The 24,552-nt window shown below is 64.4% G+C and carries 23 protein-coding genes; 10 read left to right on the top strand and 13 right to left on the bottom strand.

Annotated features, from left to right (window positions below; genetic code table 11):
* Nucleotides 1-4 precede the first annotated feature (4 nt).
* Genes dxs through AC07X9_RS08655 form a run of 5 tightly spaced genes read right to left on the bottom strand, consistent with a single transcriptional unit; the run spans nucleotide 5 to nucleotide 5,042 of the window.
* A complete protein-coding gene (dxs, locus tag AC07X9_RS08675) occupies nucleotides 5-1,933 on the bottom strand; it encodes a 1-deoxy-D-xylulose-5-phosphate synthase (protein ID WP_017181352.1) in 1,929 nt (642 codons plus the stop codon).
* Between the two features lie 49 nt (nucleotides 1,934-1,982).
* Nucleotides 1,983-2,450, bottom strand: a complete 468-nt coding sequence (locus AC07X9_RS08670; protein WP_017181353.1) for a Fur family transcriptional regulator — start codon at nucleotides 2,448-2,450, stop codon at nucleotides 1,983-1,985.
* A gap of 44 nt (nucleotides 2,451-2,494) precedes the next feature.
* A complete protein-coding gene (locus AC07X9_RS08665; protein WP_017181354.1) occupies nucleotides 2,495-2,821 on the bottom strand; it encodes a DUF423 domain-containing protein in 327 nt (108 codons plus the stop codon).
* Nucleotides 2,818-4,620, bottom strand: coding sequence for a cation:proton antiporter domain-containing protein (locus AC07X9_RS08660; protein WP_017181355.1), 1,803 nt, complete (start codon nucleotides 4,618-4,620; stop codon nucleotides 2,818-2,820). Before AC07X9_RS08660 ends, AC07X9_RS08665 begins: the two co-directional genes overlap by 4 nt.
* The gene (locus AC07X9_RS08655; RefSeq protein ID WP_017181356.1) at nucleotides 4,620-5,042 is read right to left on the bottom strand and encodes an iron-sulfur cluster assembly scaffold protein; all 423 of its coding nucleotides are present in this window, start codon (nucleotides 5,040-5,042) and stop codon (nucleotides 4,620-4,622) included. The genes AC07X9_RS08660 and AC07X9_RS08655 overlap by 1 nt, the downstream gene beginning before the upstream one ends.
* A 130-nt stretch (nucleotides 5,043-5,172) precedes the next feature.
* Here AC07X9_RS08655 and AC07X9_RS08650 point away from each other — a divergent pair, with 130 nt between their 5' ends.
* Both AC07X9_RS08650 and AC07X9_RS08645 read left to right on the top strand, forming a co-directional pair.
* On the top strand, nucleotides 5,173-5,622 hold the full coding sequence (locus AC07X9_RS08650; RefSeq protein ID WP_017181357.1) for a YaiI/YqxD family protein: 450 nt from the start codon (nucleotides 5,173-5,175) through the stop codon (nucleotides 5,620-5,622).
* Complete coding sequence (locus AC07X9_RS08645) at nucleotides 5,622-6,794, top strand: BaiN/RdsA family NAD(P)/FAD-dependent oxidoreductase (RefSeq protein ID WP_017181358.1); 1,173 nt, start codon at nucleotides 5,622-5,624, stop codon at nucleotides 6,792-6,794. The genes AC07X9_RS08650 and AC07X9_RS08645 overlap by 1 nt, the downstream gene beginning before the upstream one ends.
* 152 nt (nucleotides 6,795-6,946) lie before the next feature.
* On the opposite strand, the gene AC07X9_RS08640 is transcribed toward AC07X9_RS08645, so the two are convergent.
* A complete protein-coding gene (locus AC07X9_RS08640) occupies nucleotides 6,947-9,001 on the bottom strand; it encodes a transglycosylase domain-containing protein (RefSeq protein WP_017181359.1) in 2,055 nt (684 codons plus the stop codon).
* A 108-nt stretch (nucleotides 9,002-9,109) separates the two neighbouring features.
* Here AC07X9_RS08640 and AC07X9_RS08635 point away from each other — a divergent pair, with 108 nt between their 5' ends.
* Nucleotides 9,110-9,307: a hypothetical protein gene (locus tag AC07X9_RS08635; protein ID WP_017181360.1), complete on the top strand. Its 198-nt coding sequence runs from the start codon at nucleotides 9,110-9,112 to the stop codon at nucleotides 9,305-9,307.
* A 127-nt stretch (nucleotides 9,308-9,434) separates the two neighbouring features.
* Here AC07X9_RS08635 and AC07X9_RS08630 read toward each other — a convergent pair whose 3' ends face one another.
* Complete coding sequence (locus tag AC07X9_RS08630; protein WP_026002084.1) at nucleotides 9,435-10,745, bottom strand: MFS transporter; 1,311 nt, start codon at nucleotides 10,743-10,745, stop codon at nucleotides 9,435-9,437.
* A 145-nt stretch (nucleotides 10,746-10,890) separates the two neighbouring features.
* On the opposite strand from AC07X9_RS08630, the gene pgsA reads away from it, so the two are divergent.
* The 3 genes from pgsA to AC07X9_RS08615 are packed head-to-tail and all read left to right on the top strand — an operon-like array spanning nucleotide 10,891 to nucleotide 12,158.
* Nucleotides 10,891-11,454 carry a CDP-diacylglycerol--glycerol-3-phosphate 3-phosphatidyltransferase gene (gene pgsA, locus AC07X9_RS08625; RefSeq protein WP_026002085.1) on the top strand — a complete coding sequence of 188 codons (564 nt, stop codon included), beginning with the start codon at nucleotides 10,891-10,893 and terminating at the stop codon, nucleotides 11,452-11,454.
* Nucleotides 11,455-11,463: 9 nt separating this feature from the next.
* Nucleotides 11,464-11,718 (top strand): molybdopterin converting factor subunit 1, encoded by a 255-nt coding sequence (moaD, locus tag AC07X9_RS08620; RefSeq protein WP_017181363.1) that lies wholly within the window; start codon nucleotides 11,464-11,466, stop codon nucleotides 11,716-11,718.
* Nucleotides 11,715-12,158, top strand: a complete 444-nt coding sequence (locus AC07X9_RS08615; protein ID WP_017181364.1) for a molybdenum cofactor biosynthesis protein MoaE — start codon at nucleotides 11,715-11,717, stop codon at nucleotides 12,156-12,158. Before moaD ends, AC07X9_RS08615 begins: the two co-directional genes overlap by 4 nt.
* Before the next feature lie 42 nt (nucleotides 12,159-12,200).
* Here AC07X9_RS08615 and AC07X9_RS08610 read toward each other — a convergent pair whose 3' ends face one another.
* Together AC07X9_RS08610 and AC07X9_RS08605 are read right to left on the bottom strand one after the other, a co-directional pair.
* On the bottom strand, nucleotides 12,201-13,127 hold the full coding sequence (locus AC07X9_RS08610; protein ID WP_017181365.1) for a hydrogen peroxide-inducible genes activator: 927 nt from the start codon (nucleotides 13,125-13,127) through the stop codon (nucleotides 12,201-12,203).
* Nucleotides 13,128-13,166: 39 nt separating this feature from the next.
* Entirely contained in the window at nucleotides 13,167-13,940 is a 774-nt protein-coding gene (locus AC07X9_RS08605) for a sulfite exporter TauE/SafE family protein (protein ID WP_017181366.1), read from the bottom strand.
* A gap of 189 nt (nucleotides 13,941-14,129) precedes the next feature.
* Here AC07X9_RS08605 and epsC point away from each other — a divergent pair, with 189 nt between their 5' ends.
* Nucleotides 14,130-14,843: a serine O-acetyltransferase EpsC gene (gene epsC / locus AC07X9_RS08600; protein WP_026002086.1), complete on the top strand. Its 714-nt coding sequence runs from the start codon at nucleotides 14,130-14,132 to the stop codon at nucleotides 14,841-14,843.
* Nucleotides 14,843-15,181 carry a DUF2794 domain-containing protein gene (locus AC07X9_RS08595; RefSeq protein ID WP_017181368.1) on the top strand — a complete coding sequence of 113 codons (339 nt, stop codon included), beginning with the start codon at nucleotides 14,843-14,845 and terminating at the stop codon, nucleotides 15,179-15,181. The genes epsC and AC07X9_RS08595 overlap by 1 nt, the downstream gene beginning before the upstream one ends.
* A gap of 42 nt (nucleotides 15,182-15,223) precedes the next feature.
* Here the strand turns inward: AC07X9_RS08595 and AC07X9_RS08590 are convergent, their stop codons facing one another.
* The gene (locus tag AC07X9_RS08590; protein WP_017181369.1) at nucleotides 15,224-16,282 is read right to left on the bottom strand and encodes a hypothetical protein; all 1,059 of its coding nucleotides are present in this window, start codon (nucleotides 16,280-16,282) and stop codon (nucleotides 15,224-15,226) included.
* Nucleotides 16,283-16,420: 138 nt separating this feature from the next.
* On the opposite strand from AC07X9_RS08590, the gene AC07X9_RS08585 reads away from it, so the two are divergent.
* Complete coding sequence (locus AC07X9_RS08585; RefSeq protein ID WP_017181370.1) at nucleotides 16,421-17,350, top strand: NAD(P)H-dependent flavin oxidoreductase; 930 nt, start codon at nucleotides 16,421-16,423, stop codon at nucleotides 17,348-17,350.
* Nucleotides 17,351-17,486: 136 nt separating this feature from the next.
* Here the strand turns inward: AC07X9_RS08585 and AC07X9_RS08580 are convergent, their stop codons facing one another.
* Together AC07X9_RS08580 and AC07X9_RS08575 are read right to left on the bottom strand one after the other, a co-directional pair.
* Nucleotides 17,487-18,365 (bottom strand): alpha/beta fold hydrolase, encoded by an 879-nt coding sequence (locus tag AC07X9_RS08580; RefSeq protein WP_017181371.1) that lies wholly within the window; start codon nucleotides 18,363-18,365, stop codon nucleotides 17,487-17,489.
* 79 nt (nucleotides 18,366-18,444) lie between these two features.
* Nucleotides 18,445-20,406 (bottom strand): hybrid sensor histidine kinase/response regulator, encoded by a 1,962-nt coding sequence (locus tag AC07X9_RS08575; protein ID WP_037513959.1) that lies wholly within the window; start codon nucleotides 20,404-20,406, stop codon nucleotides 18,445-18,447.
* 171 nt (nucleotides 20,407-20,577) lie between these two features.
* Here AC07X9_RS08575 and AC07X9_RS08570 point away from each other — a divergent pair, with 171 nt between their 5' ends.
* The gene (locus AC07X9_RS08570) at nucleotides 20,578-21,492 is read left to right on the top strand and encodes a sugar kinase (protein ID WP_017181373.1); all 915 of its coding nucleotides are present in this window, start codon (nucleotides 20,578-20,580) and stop codon (nucleotides 21,490-21,492) included.
* A gap of 220 nt (nucleotides 21,493-21,712) precedes the next feature.
* Here the strand turns inward: AC07X9_RS08570 and AC07X9_RS08565 are convergent, their stop codons facing one another.
* Nucleotides 21,713-24,517, bottom strand: coding sequence for a DNA methyltransferase (locus AC07X9_RS08565; protein WP_017181374.1), 2,805 nt, complete (start codon nucleotides 24,515-24,517; stop codon nucleotides 21,713-21,715).
* Nucleotides 24,518-24,552 lie beyond the last annotated feature (35 nt).

The following is a 24,552-nucleotide window of genomic DNA, read 5'->3' as shown; positions in this document are numbered from 1 at the left end:
TTTTTTAGGCCCGCGCTTCGGTTCCTACGCTGTTGTGGCGCAATGCCGTCAGCACCGTGTCGATGATGGCGTCGGCGTCCAGGCGCGCGTCGGCATATTGTTTTTCGGGCTTGTCCTGATCCTGAAACAGGTCCGGCAGGCGCAGGGTGCGCAGTTTCAGGCCGTTGTCGATCAGGCCAAGGTCACTGGCCAGCGTCAGCACATGCGCGCCAAGGCCGCCGATCGCCCCTTCCTCGATCGTCACGGCGACTTCATGGGTGGTGAGCAGGCGGCGGATCATCGCTTCGTCGAGCGGCTTGGCAAAGCGCAGGTCGGCGACGGTGGTGGAGAGGCCGCGCGCTTCCAGAGCCTCGGCGGCTTTGAGCGCCTCCTCCAGCCTTGTGCCGAGCGAGAGGATGGCAACCTGCCGCCCGTCGCGCACGATGCGGCCCTTGCCGATGTCCAGACGCTCCGGAATGGCGGGCATGGCGACGCCGGTGCCGTTGCCGCGCGGATAGCGCAGCGCGATCGGGCCGCTGTCATGGCAGGCGGCGGTATGGGTCATATGGACCAGTTCCGCCTCGTCCGCCGCCGCCATCACCACCATGTTGGGCAGGGTGGCGAGATAGGTGACGTCAAAACTGCCCGCATGGGTCGATCCGTCTGCGCCGACCAGACCCGCGCGGTCAATGGCGAATCGGACCGGCAGATTCTGGATCGCGACGTCATGGACGACCTGATCATAGGCGCGTTGCAGGAAGGTCGAATAGATGGCGCAGAAGGGCCGCATCCCCTGCGCAGCGAGGCCCGCGGCAAAGGTGACGGCATGTTGTTCGGCGATGCCGACGTCAAAGCAGCGGTCGGGGAAGGCGGTCGCGAACTTGTCCAGCCCGGTGCCGGACGGCATGGCGGCGGTGATGGCGCAGACGGCCGGATCGCGCTGCGCCTCGGCAATCAGCGCCTGGGCAAAGACATTGGTGTAGCTGGGCGGGCCGGGCGGTGCCTTGGCCTGGGTGCCGGTGATGACGTCGAATTTCTGGACGCCATGATATTTGTCATCGGCCGCTTCGGCGGGGCCATAGCCCTTGCCCTTTTGCGTGACGACATGGACCAGGCACGGCCCTTCGGCAGCGTCGCGGACATTTTCCAGCACGGGGATCAACTGGTCGAGATTATGGCCGTCGATCGGGCCGACATAGTAAAAGCCCAGTTCCTCGAACAAGGTGCCGCCCATCGCCATGCCGCGGGCGAATTCGTCGGTCTTGCGCGCGGCATTGTGGAGCGGGCGGGGCAGCTTGCGCGCCAGCTTCTTGGCAAGGTCTCGCAGGCCCAGAAATTCGCGGCTGGACACGAGCCGCGCGAGATAGCCCGACAGGCCGCCAACCGGGGGGGCGATCGACATGTCATTGTCGTTCAGGATGACGATCAGGCGATTGCCCGCCGCCTGCGCATTGTTCATCGCCTCATAGGCCATGCCCGCCGACATCGCGCCGTCGCCGATCACGGCGATGCCCTTGCCCGGCCGGTCCTGCATCTTGTTGGCGATGGCGAAGCCCAGAGCCGCGCTGATCGACGTGGAGCTATGCGCCGCGCCGAACGGGTCGAAATCGGATTCGGCGCGCTTGGTGAAGCCCGACAGGCCGCCGCCCTGACGCAGGGTGCGGATGCGGTCGCGCCGTCCGGTCAGGATTTTGTGGGGATAGCATTGATGCCCCACGTCCCAGATCAGCTTGTCATTGGGCGTGTCGAACACATAGTGGATGGCGGTCGTCAATTCGACCACGCCAAGCCCCGATCCCAGATGGCCGCCAGTGACGCCGACAGCGGCGATCACTTCCTGCCGCAGTTCGTCGGCAAGTTGCCGCAGCTGCTCCGGCTTGAGGGCGCGCAGGTCGGACGGCCAGATCACCTGGTCGAGCAACGGGGTTTGGGGGCGATCGTTCATGAAAGACATAGACTCGTCAGGGCGCTAGGCCGTTCCGTCGCGAAGCGCAACGATCCACTTATGCAGCGCATTTGGCGCATGTTCCCAAAATTTCTATCACCGGGCGTTCGGGCTTGAACCCTTCCTGTTCGGCAACGGCGCGGACTTCGTTCGTCACCTTGTCATCATCGACATGGGTAGCCTGCTTGCAGGTGCGGCACACCAGGAAGATGCAGTCATGGTGGCAGCCGGGATGGGCATTGGCGATATAGGCGTTGGCGCTTTCCACCCGCATCGCGACATTGTTGGTCACGAACAGGTCGAGGATGCGATAGACGCTGTTGGGCGCGACCCGCTTGCCGCGCGCCTTCGACACGGTGTCGGCAATGTCATAGGCCGATGCGGGCTTGTCCTCCGCCGCCAGCGCATCGAAAATGGCCGCGCGCATGGGCGTCCATTGTTCGCCCTGCGTTTCCAGCGTGGCGCGAGCAGCGTCGGCCAACCGGGTGCCGGTGGGTTCGTGATGATGGTGGTGATGGTCGGCCATGACGTCAATCTAGGCCGGGTAGATGGCCGGGGCAAGGGCGCGCGTCAGCGTTGCCCGAAGGTCCATGCCGCCCAGAGCCAGCCAGCGATCATCAACAGGCCGCCAATGGGCGTCACCGCGCCCAGCCATTTGGGCGCGCCCAGCGCCATGGCGTAGAGGGTGAGGGCGAAGATCGCCGCGCCAACCAGTAAAAGCGCCGCCGCGCCGCGCGCCACGCCCATGATCGCCAGCGCGGCGACGGCATGAACCAGTTGGTAAAGGCCGCCGGTGCGCAGCCATTCCGCCGCCTTGGGATCGGCAACGCCATGCGCGCCGAACGCGCCCGCCCCGATGGCGAGGGCGGCAGACAGGGCGGCGAATATGGGGATCATGGCTTTTCTCCATCGCCGCGCGAGAGCAGGCGCATGCCTCTGCCGGGGCGATACATGAGATCCTTGGCCGCCAGCAGCGTGCCATGTTCGATCTGGAGCGCCAGCCTTTGCTGATCGTTGGCGCGATATTGGCGTTCGACTTCCTCGATTTCCTCCGATGGGACGCCAAGCGCCTCCATCGCCTGCACGCCCATGCAGATGGCCGATTCATAGACTTCGCGCACCACGGCGGCGAGATCGATGTTCTGCAAGGCCAGCAATTGCCGCCGGTCGAAGGCGCGGACCATCAGCGCCGCCTGCGGGAAGGCTTCGGCAATGGGTTCAAGCGTGCGGCTGTCAAGCGAGGGATCGTCGATGCAGAAGGCGATCAGCCGGGCTTCTTCCGCGCCGGCGCGGCGCAGCAGGTCGATGCGGGTGCCGTCGCCATAATAGACTTTCGTGTCGAACCGCTGCGACGTTTCGATCTGGGCGGGCTTCTTGTCGATCGACACGACGGCAAAGCCGTGGCCGATCAGCATCTGCGCGACCGTCTGGCCGAAGCGGCCATAGCCAACGATGATCGCGGTGCCGCGCGGCGCTTCGTCCGGGTCGGGCAGATCGGCGCCGGCACTGGGCGTGGCGAATTCGAACCGGCGGGCGAACAGCATCAGGAAGGGGGTAGTCGCCATGGAGAAGGTGACGATGGCGCTGAACAGGCTGGCGGCTTCGGGCGCGATCAGCAGCGCGCCCTGCGCCTGAGCGAACAGGACGAAGCCGAATTCGCCGCCCTGACTGAGCAGCAGGCCAGCACCAAGCGCGGGCCGCCAGTCCATGCCGAACAGGCGGGCGAGGCCGGTGATGATCGCGGCCTTGGTCGCGACCAGGATCAGCGCCATGCCGATGACGAACACGGGATTGGCAGCGACGGTGGCGAGATCCAGCACCATGCCGACCGCCAGGAAGAACAGGCCAAGCAGGATGGAACGGAAGGGTTCGACGTCCGCCTCTATTTCATGCCGATAGGGCGAATCGGCGAGCATCACGCCCGCGACGAAGGCACCCAGGGCGGTGGAAAGATGCAGGCTGTGCATCAGCGCGGCGGCGGCCAGCACGGTGAACAGGCCGACGGTGACGAACAGTTCGCGCTCGCCCAATCGTCCGACAAGGGACAGGAGCGGGCGCAGGATGAAGCGACCGGCCAGAACCAGGCCCGCGATCGCCGCGACGGTATAGGCCGCCGTCATCCATCCGGGCGGTCCGCCTGCATCAGCGGGGTTGCGGGACAGGGCGGCGACGATGGTGATCAGCGGGACGATGGAAAGATCCTGAAACAGCAGGATCGAGAATATCTTTTCACCGAAGGGCGAGTTGATGCGGCCGCTGGATTTCAGGCCCGGCAAGACCTGAGCGGTCGACGAGAGGGCGAGCGGCAGGCCGAGCGCAATCGCCGCGCCCCAGGTGAAGCCGGTGAAATAGAAGATGATCGCGGTCAGGACGCAGCCGCACAGCACCACCTGCGCCAGGCCGAGGGCGAATATGTCCCGCTTCAACCGCCAGAGTCGGGCGGGATGCAGTTCCAGACCCACGAGGAAGAGCAGCAGGACGATGCCGATTTCGGCAATGGCGAGCTTCGATTCACCGCCGCCCACCAGCCCCAGCCCCTGCGGCCCGACCAGCGCGCCCGCGACGAGATAGCCCAGCACCGCGCCCAGCCCGAAGCGGCGGAAGATGATGACGAACAGCAACGCCGCGCCCAGCAGGAGGACGCCGTCGGAGAGCAATATCTCGGTCGCGGTGATGGGAGCGGCGGATTTGGCCATCAGGCGTCGGCCATCCGGGCGGCTTCGGCAATGGCTTCAAAGCCCAGCCGGATCGAGGCATGGCGGGCGGGGTAGCCGCGCGCCGGGGCGAGGACGGCAAGGCCGGGCCAGAAATCGAGATCGTCGCTGGCACCCGACAGATAGTCGGTCAGCTTGTCGCGGGCCTCGGCCAGTTCGTCGGCGCTCATGCCGATGGCCTGCGCGGCCATCAGCGAGGCGGATGCCTGTCCCAGCGCGCACGCCTTTACGTCCAGCCCGATGTCGGACAGGCGACCGTCGGCCATCGCCACATCCACCGTCACCCGCGACCCGCAGGTGGGAGAGCGCCGCTCCACGCTCGCCTGCGGGGCAGGCAGACGGTGATGATGCGGGATGCTGGCGGCGAGCCGCAAAATATCTTTGTTGTACAGGGGGGCGCTCATTGCCGTCCCATGTAGGGCAGGATGGGCGTGGGGTGAAGGCGGGGAATGGTCATAGCGGGAAATAATGGAAACAGGCGGCGGACATACTCGCCATTGTGAAGTGCCGTCCCCGCGCTTATCGCCCGGAGCCATGAAGATTCTGGTCGATGCCGATGCCTGTCCCGTGAAGGACGAGATTTACAAGGTCGCCTTTCGCCATGGCGTGCCGGTCACGATCGTGAGCAACAGCCCGATCCGGGTTCCCGCCCATGACCTGATCGACCGGGTGGTGGTGAGCGACGGGTTCGATGCGGCGGACGACTGGATTGCCGAGCGGGCGGATGCGGGCGCGGTGTGCATCACGGCCGACATCCTGCTGGCGGACCGATGCCTGAAAGCCGGTGCGATCGTGATTGCGCCCAATGGCAAGCCCTTCACGCTGAGTTCGATTGGCGCGGCGATTGCGACGCGGGCGATCATGGCGGATCTGCGCGCGGGGGGCGAACAGATTGGCGGGCCGCCGCCCTTTGGCAAGAATGACCGTTCGCGATTCCTGTCGGCGCTGGACGAGGCGCTGGTGCGCGGCAATCGGGGTCGATGATGGCCGATTGGGACGCGATCATCCTGGGTGCGGGTGCGGCGGGGATGATGTGCGCAGCGGTCGCAGGCCAGCGGGGCAGGCGGGTGCTGCTGGTCGACCATGCCGATCAGCCGGGCAAGAAAATCCTGATTTCGGGCGGCGGACGGTGCAATTTCACCAATATCGACACGGCGGCCGATCGCTATCTGTCGGCCAATCCGCATTTCGCCAAGTCCGCGCTGGGGCGGTACGGCGCGCAGGATTTCATCGCGCTGGTCGATAGCTATGGCATCGCCTGGCATGAAAAGACGCTGGGGCAATTATTCTGCGACGGGTCGGCCAAACAGATTGTCGCGATGCTGGAGGAGGAATGCGCCAAGGGCGGGGTGACGATGGCACTGGGGCAGCCGATTGCGGATGTGGCGCATGGCGATGGCCTGTATCGGGTGGCGGTCGGCGGGGTGGAGCATCGCGCGCCCGCGCTGGTGCTGGCGACCGGCGGGCCGTCCATCCCGAAGATGGGCGCGACCGGCTTTGCCTATGACGTCGCGCGGCAGTTTGGCCTGTCGATCATCCAGCCGCGGCCCGCGCTGGTGCCCTTCACGCTGGGGACGGACGAGGCGCTGTTTCAGGCACTGTCGGGCGTGTCGGCGGACGTCATGGTCCGCTGGAACAAGGTGCGGTTTCGGGAGGCGGCGCTGTTCACCCATCGCGGTCTGTCGGGACCGGCGATGTTGCAGATTTCATCCTATTGGCAGCATCGCACCCCGATCCATGTCGATTTCCTGCCCGACCATGACGCGGACTGGCTGATCGAGGCGAAGCGCGAACGGCCACGCGCAAGTTTGCGCAAAGTGGTGGCGCAGGCGCTGACCGAGCGGCTGGCCGATGCGCTGCTGGAGCGGGCCGGGGTGCAGGGCGAGATGGGCAATCTGTCCGACAAGGCGCTGCGGCAACTGGGTGCGCGGCTGCACGACTGGCCGTTCGCGCCGACGGGGACGGAGGGCTATGCCAAGGCCGAGGTGACGGTCGGCGGGATTGCGACGGCGGGCCTGTCATCGCGGACGATGGAGGCAAGCAAGGTGCCGGGCCTGTACGCGATTGGCGAGGCGGTGGACGTGACCGGCTGGCTGGGCGGCTATAATTTCCAATGGGCGTGGGCCAGTGGCTGGGCGGCCGCGCAGGCGGTTTAGGATCGACCGACATTCAGCCCTGACGGCCTGCAAATGGCGATTTTCCGTGCTTCCGGTGCTCACCTACTTTTAGTAGGCTGCGCTCCGGGTCACGAAAAACCACCATTTTCGGCTCGTCATCATCTGAATGTCGATCGACCCTGACGGTCGAGTTAAGGCCCGCTATCCTCGCCCTGCGGCGGTTGCGTGGGGGCGATGCGCGGTGGGGGCGTGTCGGCTGGCGGGGCTGGCTGGTCGGTGGGCAGGCGGATCTGGGCCGGGCCGACATTCACGGTCATGCCGCCTTCGTCGACACCGAGTCCGACATTGCCGATGCTGGTTTCCACGCTGATATTGGCGATGGCGTTGACGAGGTCGGCATCCTGCGTTTCGACCGGGGCGTCCTCCACCGCTTCGTTGATCGCGCCGCTCATGAAATTGCGCCAGATGCGCGCGGGGACGCCGCCGCCTGCCGCGCCGCCGGGGAGCGGGCTATTATCGTCATTGCCGATCCACACTGCCGTCACCAGACCACCGGCATAGCCAACGAAGATGGCGTCGCGGCTGTCCTGGGTCGTGCCGGTCTTGCCGAAGGTGCTGGTGCGCAGGGCCGCGGCGCTGCCGGTGCCGCGATTGGCCGCAGAGGAGAGCAGGTCGCGGATCATGGCCAGTTCATCGTCATCGAAGGCCCGCTGACGCGCCATCAACCGTTCGAACCAGCCCCGTTCTTCGGGCGGCAGGCCATGGGCAAGGACGGGATATGATCCCGCCGCGACCGCCGCATAGGCTTCGGCCAGTTCGATCAGCGGAATTTCCGATGTGCCGAGCGCCAGGCTCAAATCCTCGGTCAGGGGCGCGGTGACGCCCAGATCGCGGGCGACCTTGATGACATTGTCGACGCCGACCTTCTGCGTCAGGCGGACGGCGGCGACATTGCTGGAGGCGGCGAACGCCTGACGCAGGCTGATGCGGCCACGATATTTGCCGCCATGATTGGCCGGGCGATAGCTGCCCGTGGTGATCGGCGTGTCGTCGATCATATCCTCCGGCGTCATGCCTGCGCGGAAGGCGGCGAGATAGACGAACAGCTTGAAGGTCGAGCCGGGCTGGCGCCTGGCCTGCACGGCGCGGTTGAAGCTGCTTTTGGCGTAATTCTTGCCGCCGACCATGGCGACGACGCTGCCGTCCGGCTTCATTGCGACCAGTGCCGCCTGCGCTCCGCCCAGCGGCGCGCGGCGGACGGCGGCTTCGGCCAGGCGCTGGATGCGCCAGTCGAGCGTGGTGTCGATTTTCTGTTCGCCATAGACCGCGCCCGCCCGGTCGCGGGCGTCGAGCAGCACCCAGTCGGCAAAATAGGTGCCGGTGGTGGCGTCGGGCGTTTCGCGGACGTTGAGGCGGACAGGGGGCAGGGCGTTGCGTTCCGCCTGCGTCAGATAGCCAGCGTCCACCATCGCCTGCGTCACCAGCGCGGCGCGGGCGCGCGCGCCCTTCAGATTGCTGGTGGGGGCAAGGCGGGATGGCGCCTTGAGCAGGCCCGCCAGCATCGCGGCCTGCGGGATGGTCAGCCGTTCGGGCGCGCGGTTGAAATAATGGAGCGCGGCGGCGCGCAGGCCATAGACATTGTCGCCGAAATAGACGTTGGACAGATAACGTTCGAGGATCTGGTCCTTCGTCAGCCAGGCTTCGAGCCAGAAGGCGATCATCGCCTCACGCGCCTTGCGGCCCATGGTGCGGTCGCTGGAGAGGAATACGCCCTTGGCCAGCTGCTGGGTGATGGTGCTGCCGCCCTGCGACGATCCGTCCGACCAGAGATTGTGCCAGGCGGCGCGGGCGATGCCGCGCGGATCGACGCCCCAATGGCTGTAGAAGCGCCGGTCCTCGATCGCCATGAAAGCCTGGGGCACATGGGCGGGAAGCTGTGCGATGGTGACCGGCGTGTCGATCACCGCGCCGCGCCGGGCGATGAGGTGGCCGTCCGTCGACATCAGGCTGATGCTGGGCGGCGCGATCGGCCGGAGCGAGCGGGAGAGGGGGGCGGTGACGGCGAGCCAGCCGATCACCAGCATCAGCAGCGCCAGGCCAGCCGCGATGATCCAGCCCAATATCTGCAACCGCCGCCGCCAGGGCGTGGGCGGGGCGAAGGCGCTGGGCGGCCCGGCGCCGAATTCGCGCGGCGGCGGCGCGGCGGGATCGGCTATGCTTGACGGATCGGTCATCGGTTCAGCCATGCTGTATTATTCGCCTGATACAGTCAAGTCTGTCCCGCACCGGGACAGGGGCAGGTTAACCATCTTTCGCAATGGCCCAAATGGTAAATAATGCGTTAACCCATCATCATGCGAACACGCCCCCTTGTCCTGACGACCGAATCCGCCCGCCACCCTTTTCGCCAGCGGTTGCCGCAGCATGTGCTGCGCGTTGTCGAGCAGGCGCCAGCGGCCAGGCGAAAGCGGATCGATGACGACAGCGACTGGAAGCTGTTCGGACTGAGCTTCTGCGCCTTCTTCACGGCCTTCTACAGCTTCATTTCCTGAGCGCCCATCCTCCCCTTGCGGGGGAGATGGCTGGCCGCAGGCCAGACGGAGGGGTGTTGAGCCATCGAGAGGGGGACACCCCTCCGTCTGGCCTGCGGCGCGCCACCTCCCCTTAAAGGGGAGGATTTCAGGCACAGACGGGGCCGTCGCACGCCTTGTGCAGTTTCCACGCCAGCCAGGCGCAGGGCAGGCAGAGCAGGGCGACGAGCAGCAGTTGCTTCACGACTGACAGGCCGGCGATCGTCAGGCCGATCGCGATGACCGATCCGACCACCATCATGCCGCTGTTCACGATATTGTTGGCCGCGACGGTACGGGCGGCTTCGCATTTTTCGACGGTGGTGGTGAGGAAGGCGTAGAGCGGCACGACGAACATGCCGCCAAAGGTCGCGACGCCCAGCAGGCAGGCGGATAGCGGCATCGCCATGGGATGGGCGAGGAAGTCGCTGAACGAGAGCATCTGTCCGGCGGGGGCGGGCGTCCACAGCGCGCATACGACATGGAAGGCGACGATGCAGGCGCCCATGCCGATCACCGATGCCGGGGCGTATTTGGCCGAGACATGGCCGCAGAGCAGCCGGTTGATCGCGATCGAGCCGATGGCGATGCCGATCGAGAAGATGGCGAGGAACAGGCTGGCGACCGACTTGTCGGCGGTCAGCACATTTTTGACCAGCGGCGGAAACTGGATGAACAGGATGGAGCCGACCGCCCAGAACAGGCTGATCGACATGATCGCCAGAAACAGGCGGCGGATATGCATGGTGCCGCGCACCAGCGTAATCGACGAACGGATGATGTGGAAATCGATCGGCGTCCGTTCCAGCAGCGACGGGGCGGACGGCACCCTGCGCCCGGCGGCAAAGCCGATCAGCGCGGTGATGACGATGCCGACCGCAGCGACCTCCACCGGGATCAGGCCAGCCAGGATCGTGCCCGCCAGAATGGCGATATAGGTGCCGGCTTCCACCAGGCCGGTGCCGCCCAGCACTTCATCGTCATGGAGATGCTGGGGCAGGATGGCGTATTTGATCGGGCCGAAGAAGGTGGAGTGGACCCCCATGGCGAACAGCGCGAGCAGCAGCAGCGGGATGGCCAGCGTGTGGACGGCGATGCCCGCCCAGATGAGGCCGAGGCCAGTCGCGCCGACCAGCATGATCGCGATTTCCGCGCCCTTGACCCAGCGGATGATGACCGCCTTGTCCCGCTGATCGGCCAATTGTCCCGACAGGGCGGACAGGAGGAAGAAGGGCAGGATGAAGATGCCGGTGGCCAGCGCGCTGAACCAGGTTTCCGAGCGTTCGTCGTTATACACCTGATAGACGACGAACAGCACCATCGCGTTCTTGAAGAGATTGTCGTTGAACGCGCCGAGCAACTGGGTGATGAAAAGCGGCAGGAAACGGCGCTTGTTCAAGAGCCTGAGAGAGGCTTTCATGGATGAAGGGGGCTTCTTTACCGTTAGCGACCGGAGCGGGGTCTAGCCGCTGGCGGTGCCGCTGTCCAATCCCGTTGCCGCAATCATGTGTCGTGCCCATGTGTCGCGCCTTGTGCGTTGGGCCGGACTGTGGCAGTCGGCGGCGATGCTGACGCTGCCCAATCTGCTTACGCTTTCGCGCATCGTCACGGTGCCGTTGCTGGTCGCCCTGCTGTGGCCCGCGGAAATGGGCGCGCGCTGGACCACCGGCTATGCGCTGGCCTTCGCGCTATATTGCCTGATGGGCATTACCGATTATTTCGACGGCTATCTGGCGCGCGCACAGGGCGCGGTGTCGCGGCTGGGCATCTTCCTGGATCCCATCGCCGACAAGATCATGGTCGCCGCTGTCATCCTGATGCTGAGCGCGACGCGCGACATAGCGGGCATCCATATCGTCGCCGCGATGATCATCCTGCTGCGCGAGATCGCGGTATCGGGATTGCGCGAATTTCTGGCGGGCATTCAGGTGTCGGTGCCGGTGTCGCGGCTGGCCAAGTGGAAAACCACCTTCCAGATCATTGCGCTGGGCGCGCTGATCCTGGCGGGGGCGGTGCCGCAATTTCCCTTCGTCCAGGCGGTCGGCATCGTGACGCTGTGGGCCGCCGCGCTGCTGACGCTGATAACCGGCTGGGATTATCTGCGCGTCGGCATCAAGCATATGGATTGAGCGCGGATCATGCTGACGATCGTCTATTTCGCCTGGGTCCGCGAACGGATCGGGCTGGATGAGGAGCAGGTGGCGCGGCCCGACGCGGAGACCAGCATTGCCGATCTGGTGGCGATGCTGGCGGCGCGGGGCGGCGGCCATGCCGAGGCGCTGGGCGATGCGACACGATTGCGCGCGGCGCTGGACCAGCGGTTTGTGGCGCTGGACAGCCCGATCGGCGATGCGCGCGAACTGGCGCTGTTTCCGCCGGTGACCGGGGGATGAAGAGGGTCGCGGTGCAGGCCGGGGATTTCGATGTCGCGACCGAACTGGCCGCGCTCGAAGCCCTGGGCGGCGGCGGGGTGGCGAGCTTTACCGGCGTGGTGCGCGGGGGCGGCGGGCTGGTCGCACTGGAACTGGAACATTATCCGGCGATGACGCAGGCGCAGGTCGACCGCATCTGCGACGAGGCGATGGCGCGCTGGCCGCTGCTGGGCCTGAGCGTCATCCACCGCTTCGGGCGGCTGGAGCCGGGGGCGCGCATCGTGTTCGTCGGCACGGCATCGCGCCACCGCGCCGCCGCGCTGGAAAGCTGCGCCTTCCTGATCGACTGGCTGAAGTCACAGGCGCCCTTCTGGAAGAAGGAGCATTTCGCCGACGGCGCGGCGGGATGGGTCGAGGCGCGGGCGGAGGATGAGGCGAAGGCTAAGGGCTGGATCGGTTAGCATCCGTTTGTTTCTCGACTTCGCTCGAAACGCACGGAACTGTCAGGCCGCCTCCACCATCGTCGGCGGATCGGACGCTTCGCGCAGAATGCCGGCGAGGAGGTGGAATTCCTTTTCGCGCGGGCTGTTCTTGCGCCAGACCAGCGCGATGTCACGCCAGGCCCGGTCGGAACGGAGCGGGCGGGCGACGATCTGGGTATGTTCCAATATGCCGCTGGCGATCGCCATTTCGGGCAGCATGGTGACGCCCAGGCCATTGTCGACCATCTGAATGAGCGTGTGCAGCGACGTGCCCATCATGATCGCGCTGGCGCGCAGTTCGGGGCGGTTGCAGGCGGCCAGCGCATGGTCCTTCAGGCAATGCCCATCCTCCAGCAGCAATAATTTGCTCTCGTCGATCATCTCCGGCCCGATCCAGTCTGGCGGATCGCGCGGATCGTCGCGCGGGAAGGCGACATAGAGGCGGTCCTGAAAGAGGATTTCGCTTTCCAGTTCGCCGGTGGCGAAGGGGAGGGCGAGCAGGACGCAATCGACATTGCCATGGCGCAGCGATTCGATCGCCGCCTGGGTCGTTTCCTCGCGCAGATAGAGTTTGAGTTCGGGCCGGTCGGCGCGCAGGCGGGGCAACAGGCGCGGCAGCAGGAAGGGCGCGATCGTCGGGATGACGCTCATGCGCAATTCGCCCGACAGCGGCTTGCCCGACGCTTCGGCGATGGCGGAAAGCTCCTCCGCCTCCCGCAGCACGCGGTGCGCCTTTTCCACGATGCGATCGCCAAGCGCGGTGAAGCGCACGACGCGGCGGGTGCGCTCCACCAGCGTGACGCCCAGCAGCGATTCCAGTTCCCTGATGCCCGCCGACAATGTGGACTGAGTGACGTAGCAGCTGTCGGCCGCCTTGCCGAAATGTCCCTGTTCCTTCAGCGCAACCAGATATTGCAGCTGTTTGAGGGTGGGGAGGTAGTTGGACATCTATCGGCTTCCTCGATCAGAAAGCCGAATATAAGTGTTTCAGCCGATATATCCAAGATATTTGGCGAGGCCGACAATGGATGTGAGGGTCAGGATAAAGCCGACCGCCGTGAACAACAGGCGCGGCGGGATATGCTTGGCGAGCATCGCGCCGACCGGGGCGGCCAATACGCCACCGATCAACAGGCCGAGCGTGTAGGTGGTGAAGGCCTGCCACCCCAGATGGATGAGGAAGGTGAGGCTGATCGACAGGGTCAGGAAGAATTCGACCGTGTTGACGGTGCCGATCGTATGGCGAGGGCTGGACCCCTGCAACAACAGGTTGGAGGTCACGATCGGCCCCCAGCCACCGCCGCCGGTCGCATCCATGAAACCGCCCGTCAGGCCGAGCGGTGTCACCCATTTGGGGTCTTTCTGCTTGGGCGGTAGGTGAAAGCCACGCCAGACGAGATAGAGGCCGATGGCAGCGAGATAGGCCTGGATATAGGGTTTGATGACGGCGCCGTCGATATTGGACAGGACATAGGCGCCCGTCACGCCGCCGATGACGCCGGGAATGATGAGCTTCGAAAACAGCTTCCAGTCGACATTCTTGTGCAGGATGTGGCTGATGGCCGAGACGGCGGTGGTGAAGGTTTCCGCGACATGGACGCTGGCCGAGGCGCGGCTGGGCGGCACGCCGAGCGTGAGCAGCAGCGTGCTGGAGATGACGCCATAGGCCATGCCGAGCGCGCCATCGACCATCTGCGCGCCGAAGCCGACCAGGATGAACGGCAGAATTTCGCCGAAATGGGCCGTGAGAGCGTCGATCATCCGTCTGCCTTTGGTCTGATTGTCTACCTATATAGTTTGCTTATCAGCACGCGGCAAGCAAGTTCCTATTTGCGGTGGCGAAGGGGAAATAGCGCCGTCTCTGGAAAAATCGGACCTGGGTCGCTATGTTGGTTTTCGATTTAGCTATAGCGGCGTGCGGACAGGCGCGCCCGGTTCGGGGATATGTGGATGGTACGCGCCCTCATTGCCTATCTGGATTCGGTCAAATCGCGCGATCCTGCGCCCCGGTCCCGTGCGGAAATCCTGCTATATCCAGGCGTCTGGTCGCTGGCCTTTCACCGGGTGGCCCATCGCCTGTATCGGGCGCGGCTCTTTTTCCTGGCGCGCGCGGTCAATCATTTCTCGCGCTTCATGACCGGGAACGACATTCATCCGGGGGCCAAGATCGGCAAGCGCTTCTTCATCGACCATGGATTTACCGTGGTCGGAGAGACGGCGGAGATTGGCGACGATGTGACGCTGTACCAGAATGTGACACTGGGCGGGACCGATCCGGCCAATGGCATTGCGGGCAAGCGGCACCCGACGCTGGGCGATGGCGTGATCGTCGGGTCGGGCGCGCAGGTGCTGGGGCCAGTGACGGTCGGCGCGCGGGCGCGGGTCGGGGCCAATGCGGTGGTGACCAAGGATGTGGCCGAAGGCGCGACGATGGTGGGCATACCGGCGCGGGCGATGCTGGTCGACGTGACCGCCTATCAGCGCGATTTCGTGCCCTATGGCACCCCTTGCTCCGACTGTTTCGACCCGGAAAAGCAGAAGCTGGAACTGCTCCAGTGCGAGGTCGAACAGTTGCAGAAGCGGCTGGCGGAACTGATCGCGGAGCAACAGCGGCCCAAGCTGCCCGACGACGAGTCGCTGTTCAAGGCGCGTGACCGGGCCTGATGTCCAATGTGACGCCGTTTCCCAAGGGTGGAGCGGGGCAGGTCGGGTTCGACCGGCAGGAATTGCAGCGAATCATGGACCTGTATGGCCGGATGGTGTCAGCCGGGCACTGGCGTGACTATGCCATGGACATGGGGCGTGAGGCCGCGATTTTCAGCGCGTTCCGCCGCGCCGCCGAACGCCCCGAATATCGCATCGAAAAGCGCCCGGCGCTGCGCAACCGGCAGGGCATGTGGGCGCTGGTCGGCGAAGCGGGCAATATATTGAAACGAGGCCAGGATTTGCAGAATATCCTGGCCCCGGTCGAGCGCAAATTATTGCGGATCGTGGAGGGGTAAGTCCTCCTGATCCCTCCCCAAGGCAGGCTTTGGGGAGAATTTTCAGGCCGGTGCGCGGTCGAGATAGGGCAGCTTGTCGATCAGCGACGGGGGCAGGCCGCCGACCACCAGCGTGCGGGCATGGTGCCAGAGCGCCGACAGCAGCAGCAGCGAGGAGCCGATCACCAGCGCGGTGAAGGCGGCGGAGAGTTCGACCGCGCCTGCCTGCTTGAACAGGGCATAGAGGGCGAAGAGAACATAAGCGAGGCTGGAGACCAGCAGCGCGCGCCGGTCGATCGCCAGAGCGACAAGGCCGAAGGCGACATAGAGGGCGATGACCATCACCGCCTTTGCGACGCTGATGTCGTCGCCGTCGAATACGCCGAGCAGGTGGAAGAGCGAATGGGCGATCATCGGCGCAGCGGTAAGGTGCAGCCAGAAGGCGACGTCCGACCGGCGGGTGATGCGGCTGCGGTCCGACATGTCCCACCACATGGCGAAGGCGAAGATGGCAAGCCCGCCAGCCAGCAACAGCAGGAAGGGCAGGGTGACGTTGTTCGGGATCGCCGCGATGACGAGGCCCGCGACGACCCCGGCCGCCGCCGCAGCGCCTGCCGCCACGGTGATCGGCACCATGAAGCGCCGCCAGTGCGCGAAGGCCGCCAGCGCGCTGAATGCAGCGACGCCAGACAGGATCAGCGCGCCTGCCCGGTCGCCGACATCGGGGAAGAGTTGCGCCGCCAGCGCGCCCAGCGAAAAGGCGACGCCGCCGACGAAGCCGGCCAGCAACAGGATGGAGGGCAGCGCCATGCGCCGCTGGCGGGTGAAATATTCGGCCAGCCCCCAACTGGCTGCCGCGACCAGCAGGCCCGACATCAGCGACGGATGATGTTCCGGCGCGCCCAGCCGGATGCTGTTGCCCAGCCAGCCGACCGCGACCAGCAGGATGATGCCGGCGATCGCCACGAAAATATCGTTGAAGCCGGTCAGCAGGCGGAAGGATTCTTCATCCACCACCGGGCTGGACCGCAGCCGGGCGACATGATCGCGCAGCGCCTGCGCGCTTTGCGCGGGGATAACCCCCGCCGCTACAGCATCCTGTAGATCACTCTCGCTATACATCGTCCATCTCCAACGGACTGTTGATTATGGCCTGTCATAGCATGACTGTATTATATCATCAATACAGTTGATTTGGCCTTTTTCTGCGACGCCGCCAGTGATAGCGCGAATGGCGAACAAAGAAGGAGAGCTACGATCATGACCCTGCCGACATCGCTTCAAGGCCGTTTGTCGCTGCCGCTGATCGGATCGCCCATGTTCATCATATCCCAGCCCGACCTGGTCATCGCCCAGTGCCGGGCAGGCATTGTCGGCGCCTTCCCCTCGCTCAATGCCCGGCCTTCGGGCGTGTTCGAGAGCTGGCTGCAACGGCTGACCAGCGAATTGACGGAAAAGGATGCGCCCTTTGCCGTCAACCTGATCGTCCACAAGACCAATCCCCGGCTGGAGGAGGATCTGGCGCTGTGCGTCAAATATCGCGTCCCGATCATCATCACGTCGCTGGGCGCGCAGGAAAAGGTGAATGAGGCGATCCATAGCTATGGCGGGATCGTGCTGCATGACGTCATCAACAACAGGTTCGCGCGCAAGGCGATAGAGAAGGGCGCGGACGGCCTGATCGCGGTGGCGGCCGGGGCAGGGGGGCATGCCGGGACGCTGTCGCCCTTTGCCCTGGTGCAGGAAATCCGCCAGTGGTTCGACGGGCCGCTGGCACTGTCCGGGTCGATTGCGACGGGCCGCTCGATCGCGGCGGCGCGGATGATGGGGGCGGACCTGGCCTATATGGGATCGCCCTTCATCGCCACGAGCGAGGCCAATGCCGATGCGGCCTACAAGCAGATGATCGTCGAATCCCAGGCCGACGACATCATCTATTCCGATGTGTTCACCGGCGTTCATGGCAATTATCTGCGCCCCAGTATCGTGGCGGCGGGCATGGACCCGGACGCGCTGCCCAAGGCGGCGGACATGGATTTCGCCGGTGCCATGACCGACAAGAAGGCATGGCGCGATGTGTGGGGATGCGGGCAGGGGATCGGCGCGATCACCAAGGTGCAGCCAGCGGGCGATTTTATCGCGGGCCTGAAAGCGGAATATCAGGCGGCGGTGGCGGGGTTTGTGGCGTAATGGCATCCTCCCCCTTGCAGGGGAGGTGGATGGCCGTAGGCCAGACGGAGGGGTGTTACCCTATCGATAGGGCGACACCCCTCCACCATTCGCTTCGCGAACGGTCCCCCTCCCCTTGCAGGGGAGGACCTAATAGTCACAAAAACGCCCTCAATTCCGCGATGAAGCGGTTGAATTGGTCGTGGTGGAGCCAATGGCCCGCATCAGCAAATTCGACCAGCCGGGCGTTGGTGAAATGCGCGGCGCGACCGTCCTTGACCGGGTTGGACGCCCAGCTGTCGAGGCCCAGGCACAGCAAGGTCGGCGCGCTGATCTGTCGCCAAAAGGCAGGCAGATCGTCGTCCGATCCGGCCTGTGGCGCAGCGCCGTTGAGATAGGGATCGAATTTCCAGCTATAGCTGCCATCTTCATTGCGGTTGACGCCATGCATGGTGAGGTGCAGCGCCTGTTCCAGCGAGAGATGTTCGTTGCGTTCGCGCATCCGCCCGACCGCGGCCTCTATCGTTGGGTAGCGTTTGGGCGTGCGGCGGGCGCTGGCGCGACGGGATTCGATCCAGTTGCGCCAGACGTCAGGCTCTGATTCCTGCGCCTTTTCCTGTATCCGGTGGGGCGAAAGGCCCAATCCTTCGATCGCGACGATCTTGTCCACCTTGTCAGGGAACAGGCCCGCAAAGCGTAGCGCGATCGACCCGCCCAGCGAATGGCCGACGATCCTGATCGGCGATCGGTCCAGCAGATCGACCAGCAACGCCAGATCATAGACATAATTGGTCATCATATAGGCGCCGTCAGCCGACCAGCCGCTGTCGCCATGGCCGCGCAGGTCGAGCGCGACGACGTGATAATCCTTCGCCAGCGCGCGCGCCGTCCAGTCCCAGCTGCGCCCATGGTCGAAGCCGCCATGGACCAGGATCAGCGTGGGCGCCGATGAATTGCCCCAGTCGAGATAGTGCAGCCGGGTGCGCAACGACGTGAAGAAATGCGATGTCGGTGTGGGCGCAAACGGCGTGTCCATGTAATCCTGCGATTTTGTTGGAATTTTTATTCCATTGGCGAAGTGCAGGCTGCTTGCAACCCCCTATCCGCCAAAAGTGTCAGCCGCCGTGCGGCGTGACCGTAGCGTCGAGCAGCGGATCGCCGGCGCGCGAAGGGCGACTGGCCTTCACGATGCGGGCGAGATCGGCCTGTTTGAACGGCTTGTCCAGCCGGGGCCGGGCGCTGGCGTGCGGGGGCAATTCGGCAAAGCCGGTGATGATGATGACCGGCAGGCCGGGAAAGCAGGCCTCGATCGCGTCGGCCAGTTGCGCGCCGGTCATGCCCGGCATGGCATGGTCCGTCACGACAAGGTCGATCGCGCCCTGTTCCAGCAGGCGCAGCGCATCCACGGCATTGCTGGCCTGAAACACGGTATGGCCCAGATCTTCCAGCATCCCCGCCGTGTTCATCAGCACCAGATCATCATCATCGACCGCCAATATGACCATCGGCGTGTCGATGTCGTCGGCCATCTGAAAGCGCGCGGGCGCGGGTTCGGCGGTATCGGCGCTGGCGACGGGCAGCCACAGGGCGACGGTAGTGCCCAAGCCGACCTCGCTCGACAGGGTCAGCGATCCGCCACATTGCTGGGCAAAACCATGGACCATCGACAGGCCAAGCCCGGTGCCCTTGCCCACGCCCTTGGTCGTGAAGAAGGGTTCGCGCGCGCGTTGCAGCGTCGCTTCGTCCATGCCTTCGCCAGCGTCGGTGACGGCAAGGCGGATATAGGCACCGGCCGCCAAATCGGGCCGTTCGCCGGCATCGACCGCGATTTCCGCCGCCTCGACAATGATCAGCCCGCCGCCCGGCATGGCATCGCGCGCATTGACCGCCAGGTTGAGCAGAGCCAGTTCCAGTTGCGTCGGATCAGCATGGGCGGGGACCATGGCGAGCGGGAAGCGGGTTTCGATGGTGATGCCCGACCCCAGCGTCGTCTGGAGCAGGTCCGCCATGTCGCGCACCAGGGCGATGCAATCGACGCATTGCAGCTTGAGTTCCTGCTTGCGCGCGAAGGCCAGCATCCGCTGGGTCAACGTCGCGCCACGTTCGGCCGCGGCCATGGCATTGTCGAGATAGCGGCTGATGTCCGCGCCGCTCGCCATGCGCTGCCGCGCCAGATCAAGGCTGCCGACGATCACCGCCAGCAGATTGTTGAAATCATGCGCGACCCCGCCGGTCAGCTTGCCGATCGCGTCCATCTTCTGCGTCTGGACGATGGCGTCGCGCGCTTCGTCCAGCGCGCGCTGCGCTTCGCGTCGTTCGGTCAGATCGCGCGTCACCTTGGCAAAGCCGTGCAATTGGCCCAGCGGGTCGCGGATCGGATCGATCACGACATTGGCCCAGAAACGGGTGCCATCCTTGCGGATGCGCCAGCCTTCCGCTTCGAACCGCCCTTCCTGTTCGGCGGTGTGCAGCGCGCGGGAGGGGAGGCCGGCGATGCGGTCCTCCTCGCTATAGAAACGCGAGAAATTCTGGCCGACAATCTCGTCGGCGCTATAGCCCTTGCACCGTTCCGCGCCGCGGTTCCAGCTGGTTACCGTGCCGACGGGATCGAGCATGTAGATCGCATAATCGGTGACGCTGTCGACCAGCAGGCGGAAGCGTTCCTCGCTGTGGCGCAACGCTTCGCGCGCGGAGCGTTGTTCGGTCATGTCGCGGGTGATTTTGGCAAAGCCCAGCAATTGTCCGCTGGGATCGCGGATCGGATCGATCACGACGCTGGCCCAGAAGCGGGTGTCGCCCTTGCGCACGCGCCAGCCTTCCGCTTCGAAACGGCCATCATGTTCAGCAGTGTAGAGGGCAAGGGCAGGCACGCCGCTCGCCTGATCCTCCGCCGTGTAGAAGCGGGAAAAATGCTGGCCGATAATCTCGTCCGCTTCATAGCCCTTGAACCGGCGCGCACCTGCGTTCCAGCTGACGATGACGCCGGTGGGATCGAGCATGTAGATGGCGTAATCGGTAACACTCTGGACCAATAGTTCAAAGCAGTTGTCAGGACGTCCAGGCACAGCACTAATCATCAATTCCCCGAAGGCGGACGTCGAATGGATCAAGAGCGTCCTTGCCACAGGCAAAACGCTCATGTCGCGTGAAAGTTCCCTGTTGCCGCAAACAAGCCGTTTACCGTTGATGGCTTGACTTGCGCGCAGCCGCTCCGCACGAAACCGGCGTCAGATGGAGCGGGATGGAATATGGTCAGCGTAGCAGGGGCGAGCGTCACTGTCATCGGGGAAGCGATGCTGGAACTGAGCCGGGGGACGGGCGACGGCTGGACGCTGGGCTATGGCGGCGATGTCATCAACACCGCGATCCATCTCGCCCGGTCGGGCGACAGGGTGCGGCTGGCGAGCGCCATGGGCACGGACCCGATGAGCGCGGAGCTGTGCGCGGCATGGGAGGCCGAAGGGGTCGACACCGCGCTGGTGCTGCGCGCGGCGGACCGGCTGCCGGGCCTGTATGCGATCGAAACGGATGCGAGCGGCGAGCGCAGTTTCCATTATTGGCGGGGGGAGGCGGCCGCGCGACGGATGTTCGATCTGCCCGGCAGCGCAGAGATGGTGGCGCAGGCGGCGCAGTCCGACCTGCTCTATTTCTCGCTCATCACGCTGGCCATCCTGCCCGACGAAGGGCGGGAGGCGTTGCTGGACCTGTGCGCCAGGGTGCGGGCCGGGGGCGGCAAGGTGGCGTTCGACGGCAATTATCGCGCCCGGCTGTGGAGCGATGCCGCAACCGCCTGCCACTGGCGCGACCGGGCGATTGCGGTCAGCGACATGGGCCTGCCGACGCTGGCGGACGAGGTGGAGATGGGCGCAGCCGACGACGCGCAGGACGCCGCCGCCCGCTGGGGCGCGGGGCAGGGGCGTGAGGTGGTGGTGAAGCTGGGCGGTGATGGCTGCCTGGTCGATGGCAACATCGTGCCGGTCCCGCAGATGGTGCCGGTAATCGATTCCAGCGGTGCTGGCGATGCTTTCAACGGCGGCTATCTCCATGCACGGCTGACGGGCGCGACGCCCGTGGACGCGGCGCTGGCGGGGCACCGGCTGGCGGGATGGAATATCGGGCGTCGCGGCGCGATTCCGGCGCGCGATGGCGATGCGCCTTATTGAACCGATTCAGAACGGGAACTGTGATCCTCCCCCAGCGGGGGAGGTGGCTGGCCGCAGGCCAGACGGAGGGGTGTCCCGCTATCGAGAGGGCGACACCCCTCCGTCAGCACTTCGTGCTGCCACCTCCCCTTGCAGGGGAGGATGCTTCCAGAATGTCTGGCACAACATCTGCAATCGCGGACTGCGGCCTTCGCCGGGGGAACGCTAGCCGCAGGTTGCCTTAACCCCCGCCCGCATCCTGACCGGCCTTGCGCGCCACGCGGCGGTTTTTCGCGGCGCCCAGCCGTTCGAGCGGATTGACCAGCGCCTCATAGCGGCCGAACAGATGTTCCACCCGGTCGCGGTCGGTTTCAAACGGGGCCGCACGGTAGAGGCGATCAACCGCGCGGTCGAGCGCGGCATGGGCGCGGCGCAGGTCGGCGGGCATGGTGTCCGGGTCATAAAGGTCGGCCAGGCTGGACGTGGGATAGGCGGCGCGGGCATCCAGCACCGCCTGCGCCAGCTCCTCTATCTTCGCGCGCTGCGCGGGGGTGGCGTCGGGCCATGGGAAGGTGTTGTAGACCATACCGGGTGAATACTGAAAACGACTTTCTAATCTTCCACCAACATGACCCAGCCAAGCCATGTGCTGTCCGCTAGTAAGGATGCCAAAGTCCCAGAGCGTGGCATCCAAAACGACCAAGAGCTTGTTGCTCGGAATGGTAGGCGGTTCCAGCCAACCTATCGGCACATAATCGCGTCGCTCGCTACTCACTTCAGGAATAGCCAAATAGGGAGTGGCAGGAATTGTCGTCACCTCAAAAAGTGACGGATAAGAGGCAAGTTCTCGCGTTTTTGACTTTCGACTGGCGGCGCGAAAATCACGAACCTGCCGCAGCCGATCTTGAACGGACGGCATAGCTCTGATCAAATCGGGAGCCGCCTTACTGACGGATAAAATCCAACGCCCATTTCCTGAAATATACTCCTGAGCGCCTATGAACGGGACCATGAATGGTTGTGCATTTGGTTCGTTGTCGAGAAACGCTTGTCGTTCCCCGGCGTCGAATATCAGATGTCCGCCATCTACCGGCTTACTGCCCATTCTCATCGGCATTTTGGCAGACAACGGAACTGTTGCGGTGCGAACCATCAAGTGCCGGTTAGCTACGCCTTTTGCATCAAACAGATAGGCGGTGAGCGCCATATGGCGGCTTTCCACTGGATCGCGCTTGATGTCGGGATAGCTGAACAGTCGCTTCTCCGTCGGTTCATGATCGCGATGGGCCAGGCCGATGATGACGACATGCACATGCGCCTTGCCCTTGGCTTCACTCAGCCAACTGAATGTTCGATGGGCAAAGGCGATTTCCAGCCCGTGTCGGTCGAACAGGATCGGCCATAGCTGCGCCACCTGTTCACCCTGTGTAATCGAATTGGTTGCAACAAAGGCAATGCGAATGCGCCGGTTGTCCTGCACATATTGCCCTGCCTTGATAAACCACGCCGCGACATAATCCAGTGAACCGGCCTTGCCGTTAGTGGCGTTGATGACCCGCGCCATTTGATCCCGCTGCAACAGCGATTGGTAGCTCTGCCCAATAAAAGGCGGGTTGCCCATGATATAGCTGCATTTTTCCGGCGGCAGCAGCGCGGCCCAGTCCGCTTCCAGCGCGTCGCCATGCAATATGTGGGCGCTGTCCTTTAGCGGGATGCGGGCATAGTTCAGGCGGAACGCCTCATTGATCGCATTATTGGAGATATGGTCCATCATCCACATCGCGACTTCGGCGATCCGGGCCGGAAACTCCTCATATTCAATGCCGTAAAACTGGTCGACCGTGACGCGGGACAGCAGGGCTGCGTCGATCTGCTGGTCGCCATATTGGGCCTTGAGCGCTTCCAATTCCAAGGCGCGGATTTCGCGATAGGCGATGACCAGAAAATTGCCGCACCCGCAGGCGGGATCGAAAAAGGTCAGCCGCGCCAGCTTGTTCTGAAATTCGCCCAGCGCCCGGTCCCGGCCTGTCTTGCGCGCGATGATGGTGGCCAGTTCCGATTTCAGATCATCCAGAAACAGCGGCCCGATGACCTTCATGATATTGGCTTCGGTGGTGTAATGCGCGCCCTTCGCCCGCCGTTCCTTCGCGTCCATCACCGACTGGAACAGCGACCCGAAAATGGCGGGCGATACGCCCGACCAGTCGTGCCGCGCCGCGTCCAGCAGATGATCGCGCATCGCCTGGGTGAAATGCGGGGTGCGGACACGCTTGGCGAACAGGCGGCCATTCACATAGGGAAAGGCGTTGAGTTCCGCCTGCAATGTCGATTGGCGGGCATTTTCCGGCGTGTCCAGCACGTCGAACAGGTCATTGAGAACACGGCCAACATCACTGCCGTCGGGCCGCGTGTCGTTTTCGACAAGCTGGAGGAAAATATCCTTGGGCTGGAAAATGCCGGTGTCGTCGGCAAACAGGCAGAAGAGCAGCCGGACCAGCAATTGTTCCAGATCATGCCCGACATAGCCCGTTTCCTCCAGCGCGTCGTGCAGCTTGCCCATCAGTTCCGCCGCCTTGATGGTGACGCCTGCCTGGGTTTCAAAGCTGACCTTGCGGCCCAGCATGAAATCGAAAGCGGTGATATGCTTGTGCAGATCGGCGAGGCGGAACTTCAACTGTGTGCGGGTTTCAAGGTCCAGAAGCACCCAGGTCTGGAAATCGCAGGACAGCACCCAGCGGGGTTGCTGCGTCGGGTGGATGCCCTCCACATAATCGAGCGCCTGGCCCTGCGCCCGGCCAAGGTCCAGGCTGGCGCTTTTCTGTTCGACCAGCAGCGTGCCGGGCCAGAACAGGTCGATAAAGCCATGGCGATTGTTCAGCAGCTTGACGCGCTGTTCATAGATCGCGACCTGCTTGCGCTTGATGCCGAAAATCTCGAAAAATTCATTGTAGAATGTCTGGGTCTGGCCGCGCTCATAGTGCGCGTCTTTCCATTCATCGCTGAACGCCTTGGCCCGCCGCTTGATCTCATCCCAGCCTAAACGCATGAATCCCCCTGACGTGCGCCAAGGCTTAGCCTGAC

It is taken from the genome of Sphingobium sp. GW456-12-10-14-TSB1 (genome assembly GCF_059424385.1).
The sequence above is the reverse complement of the archived record's forward strand: the minus strand, read 5'-3'. Positions and strand labels throughout refer to the sequence as shown.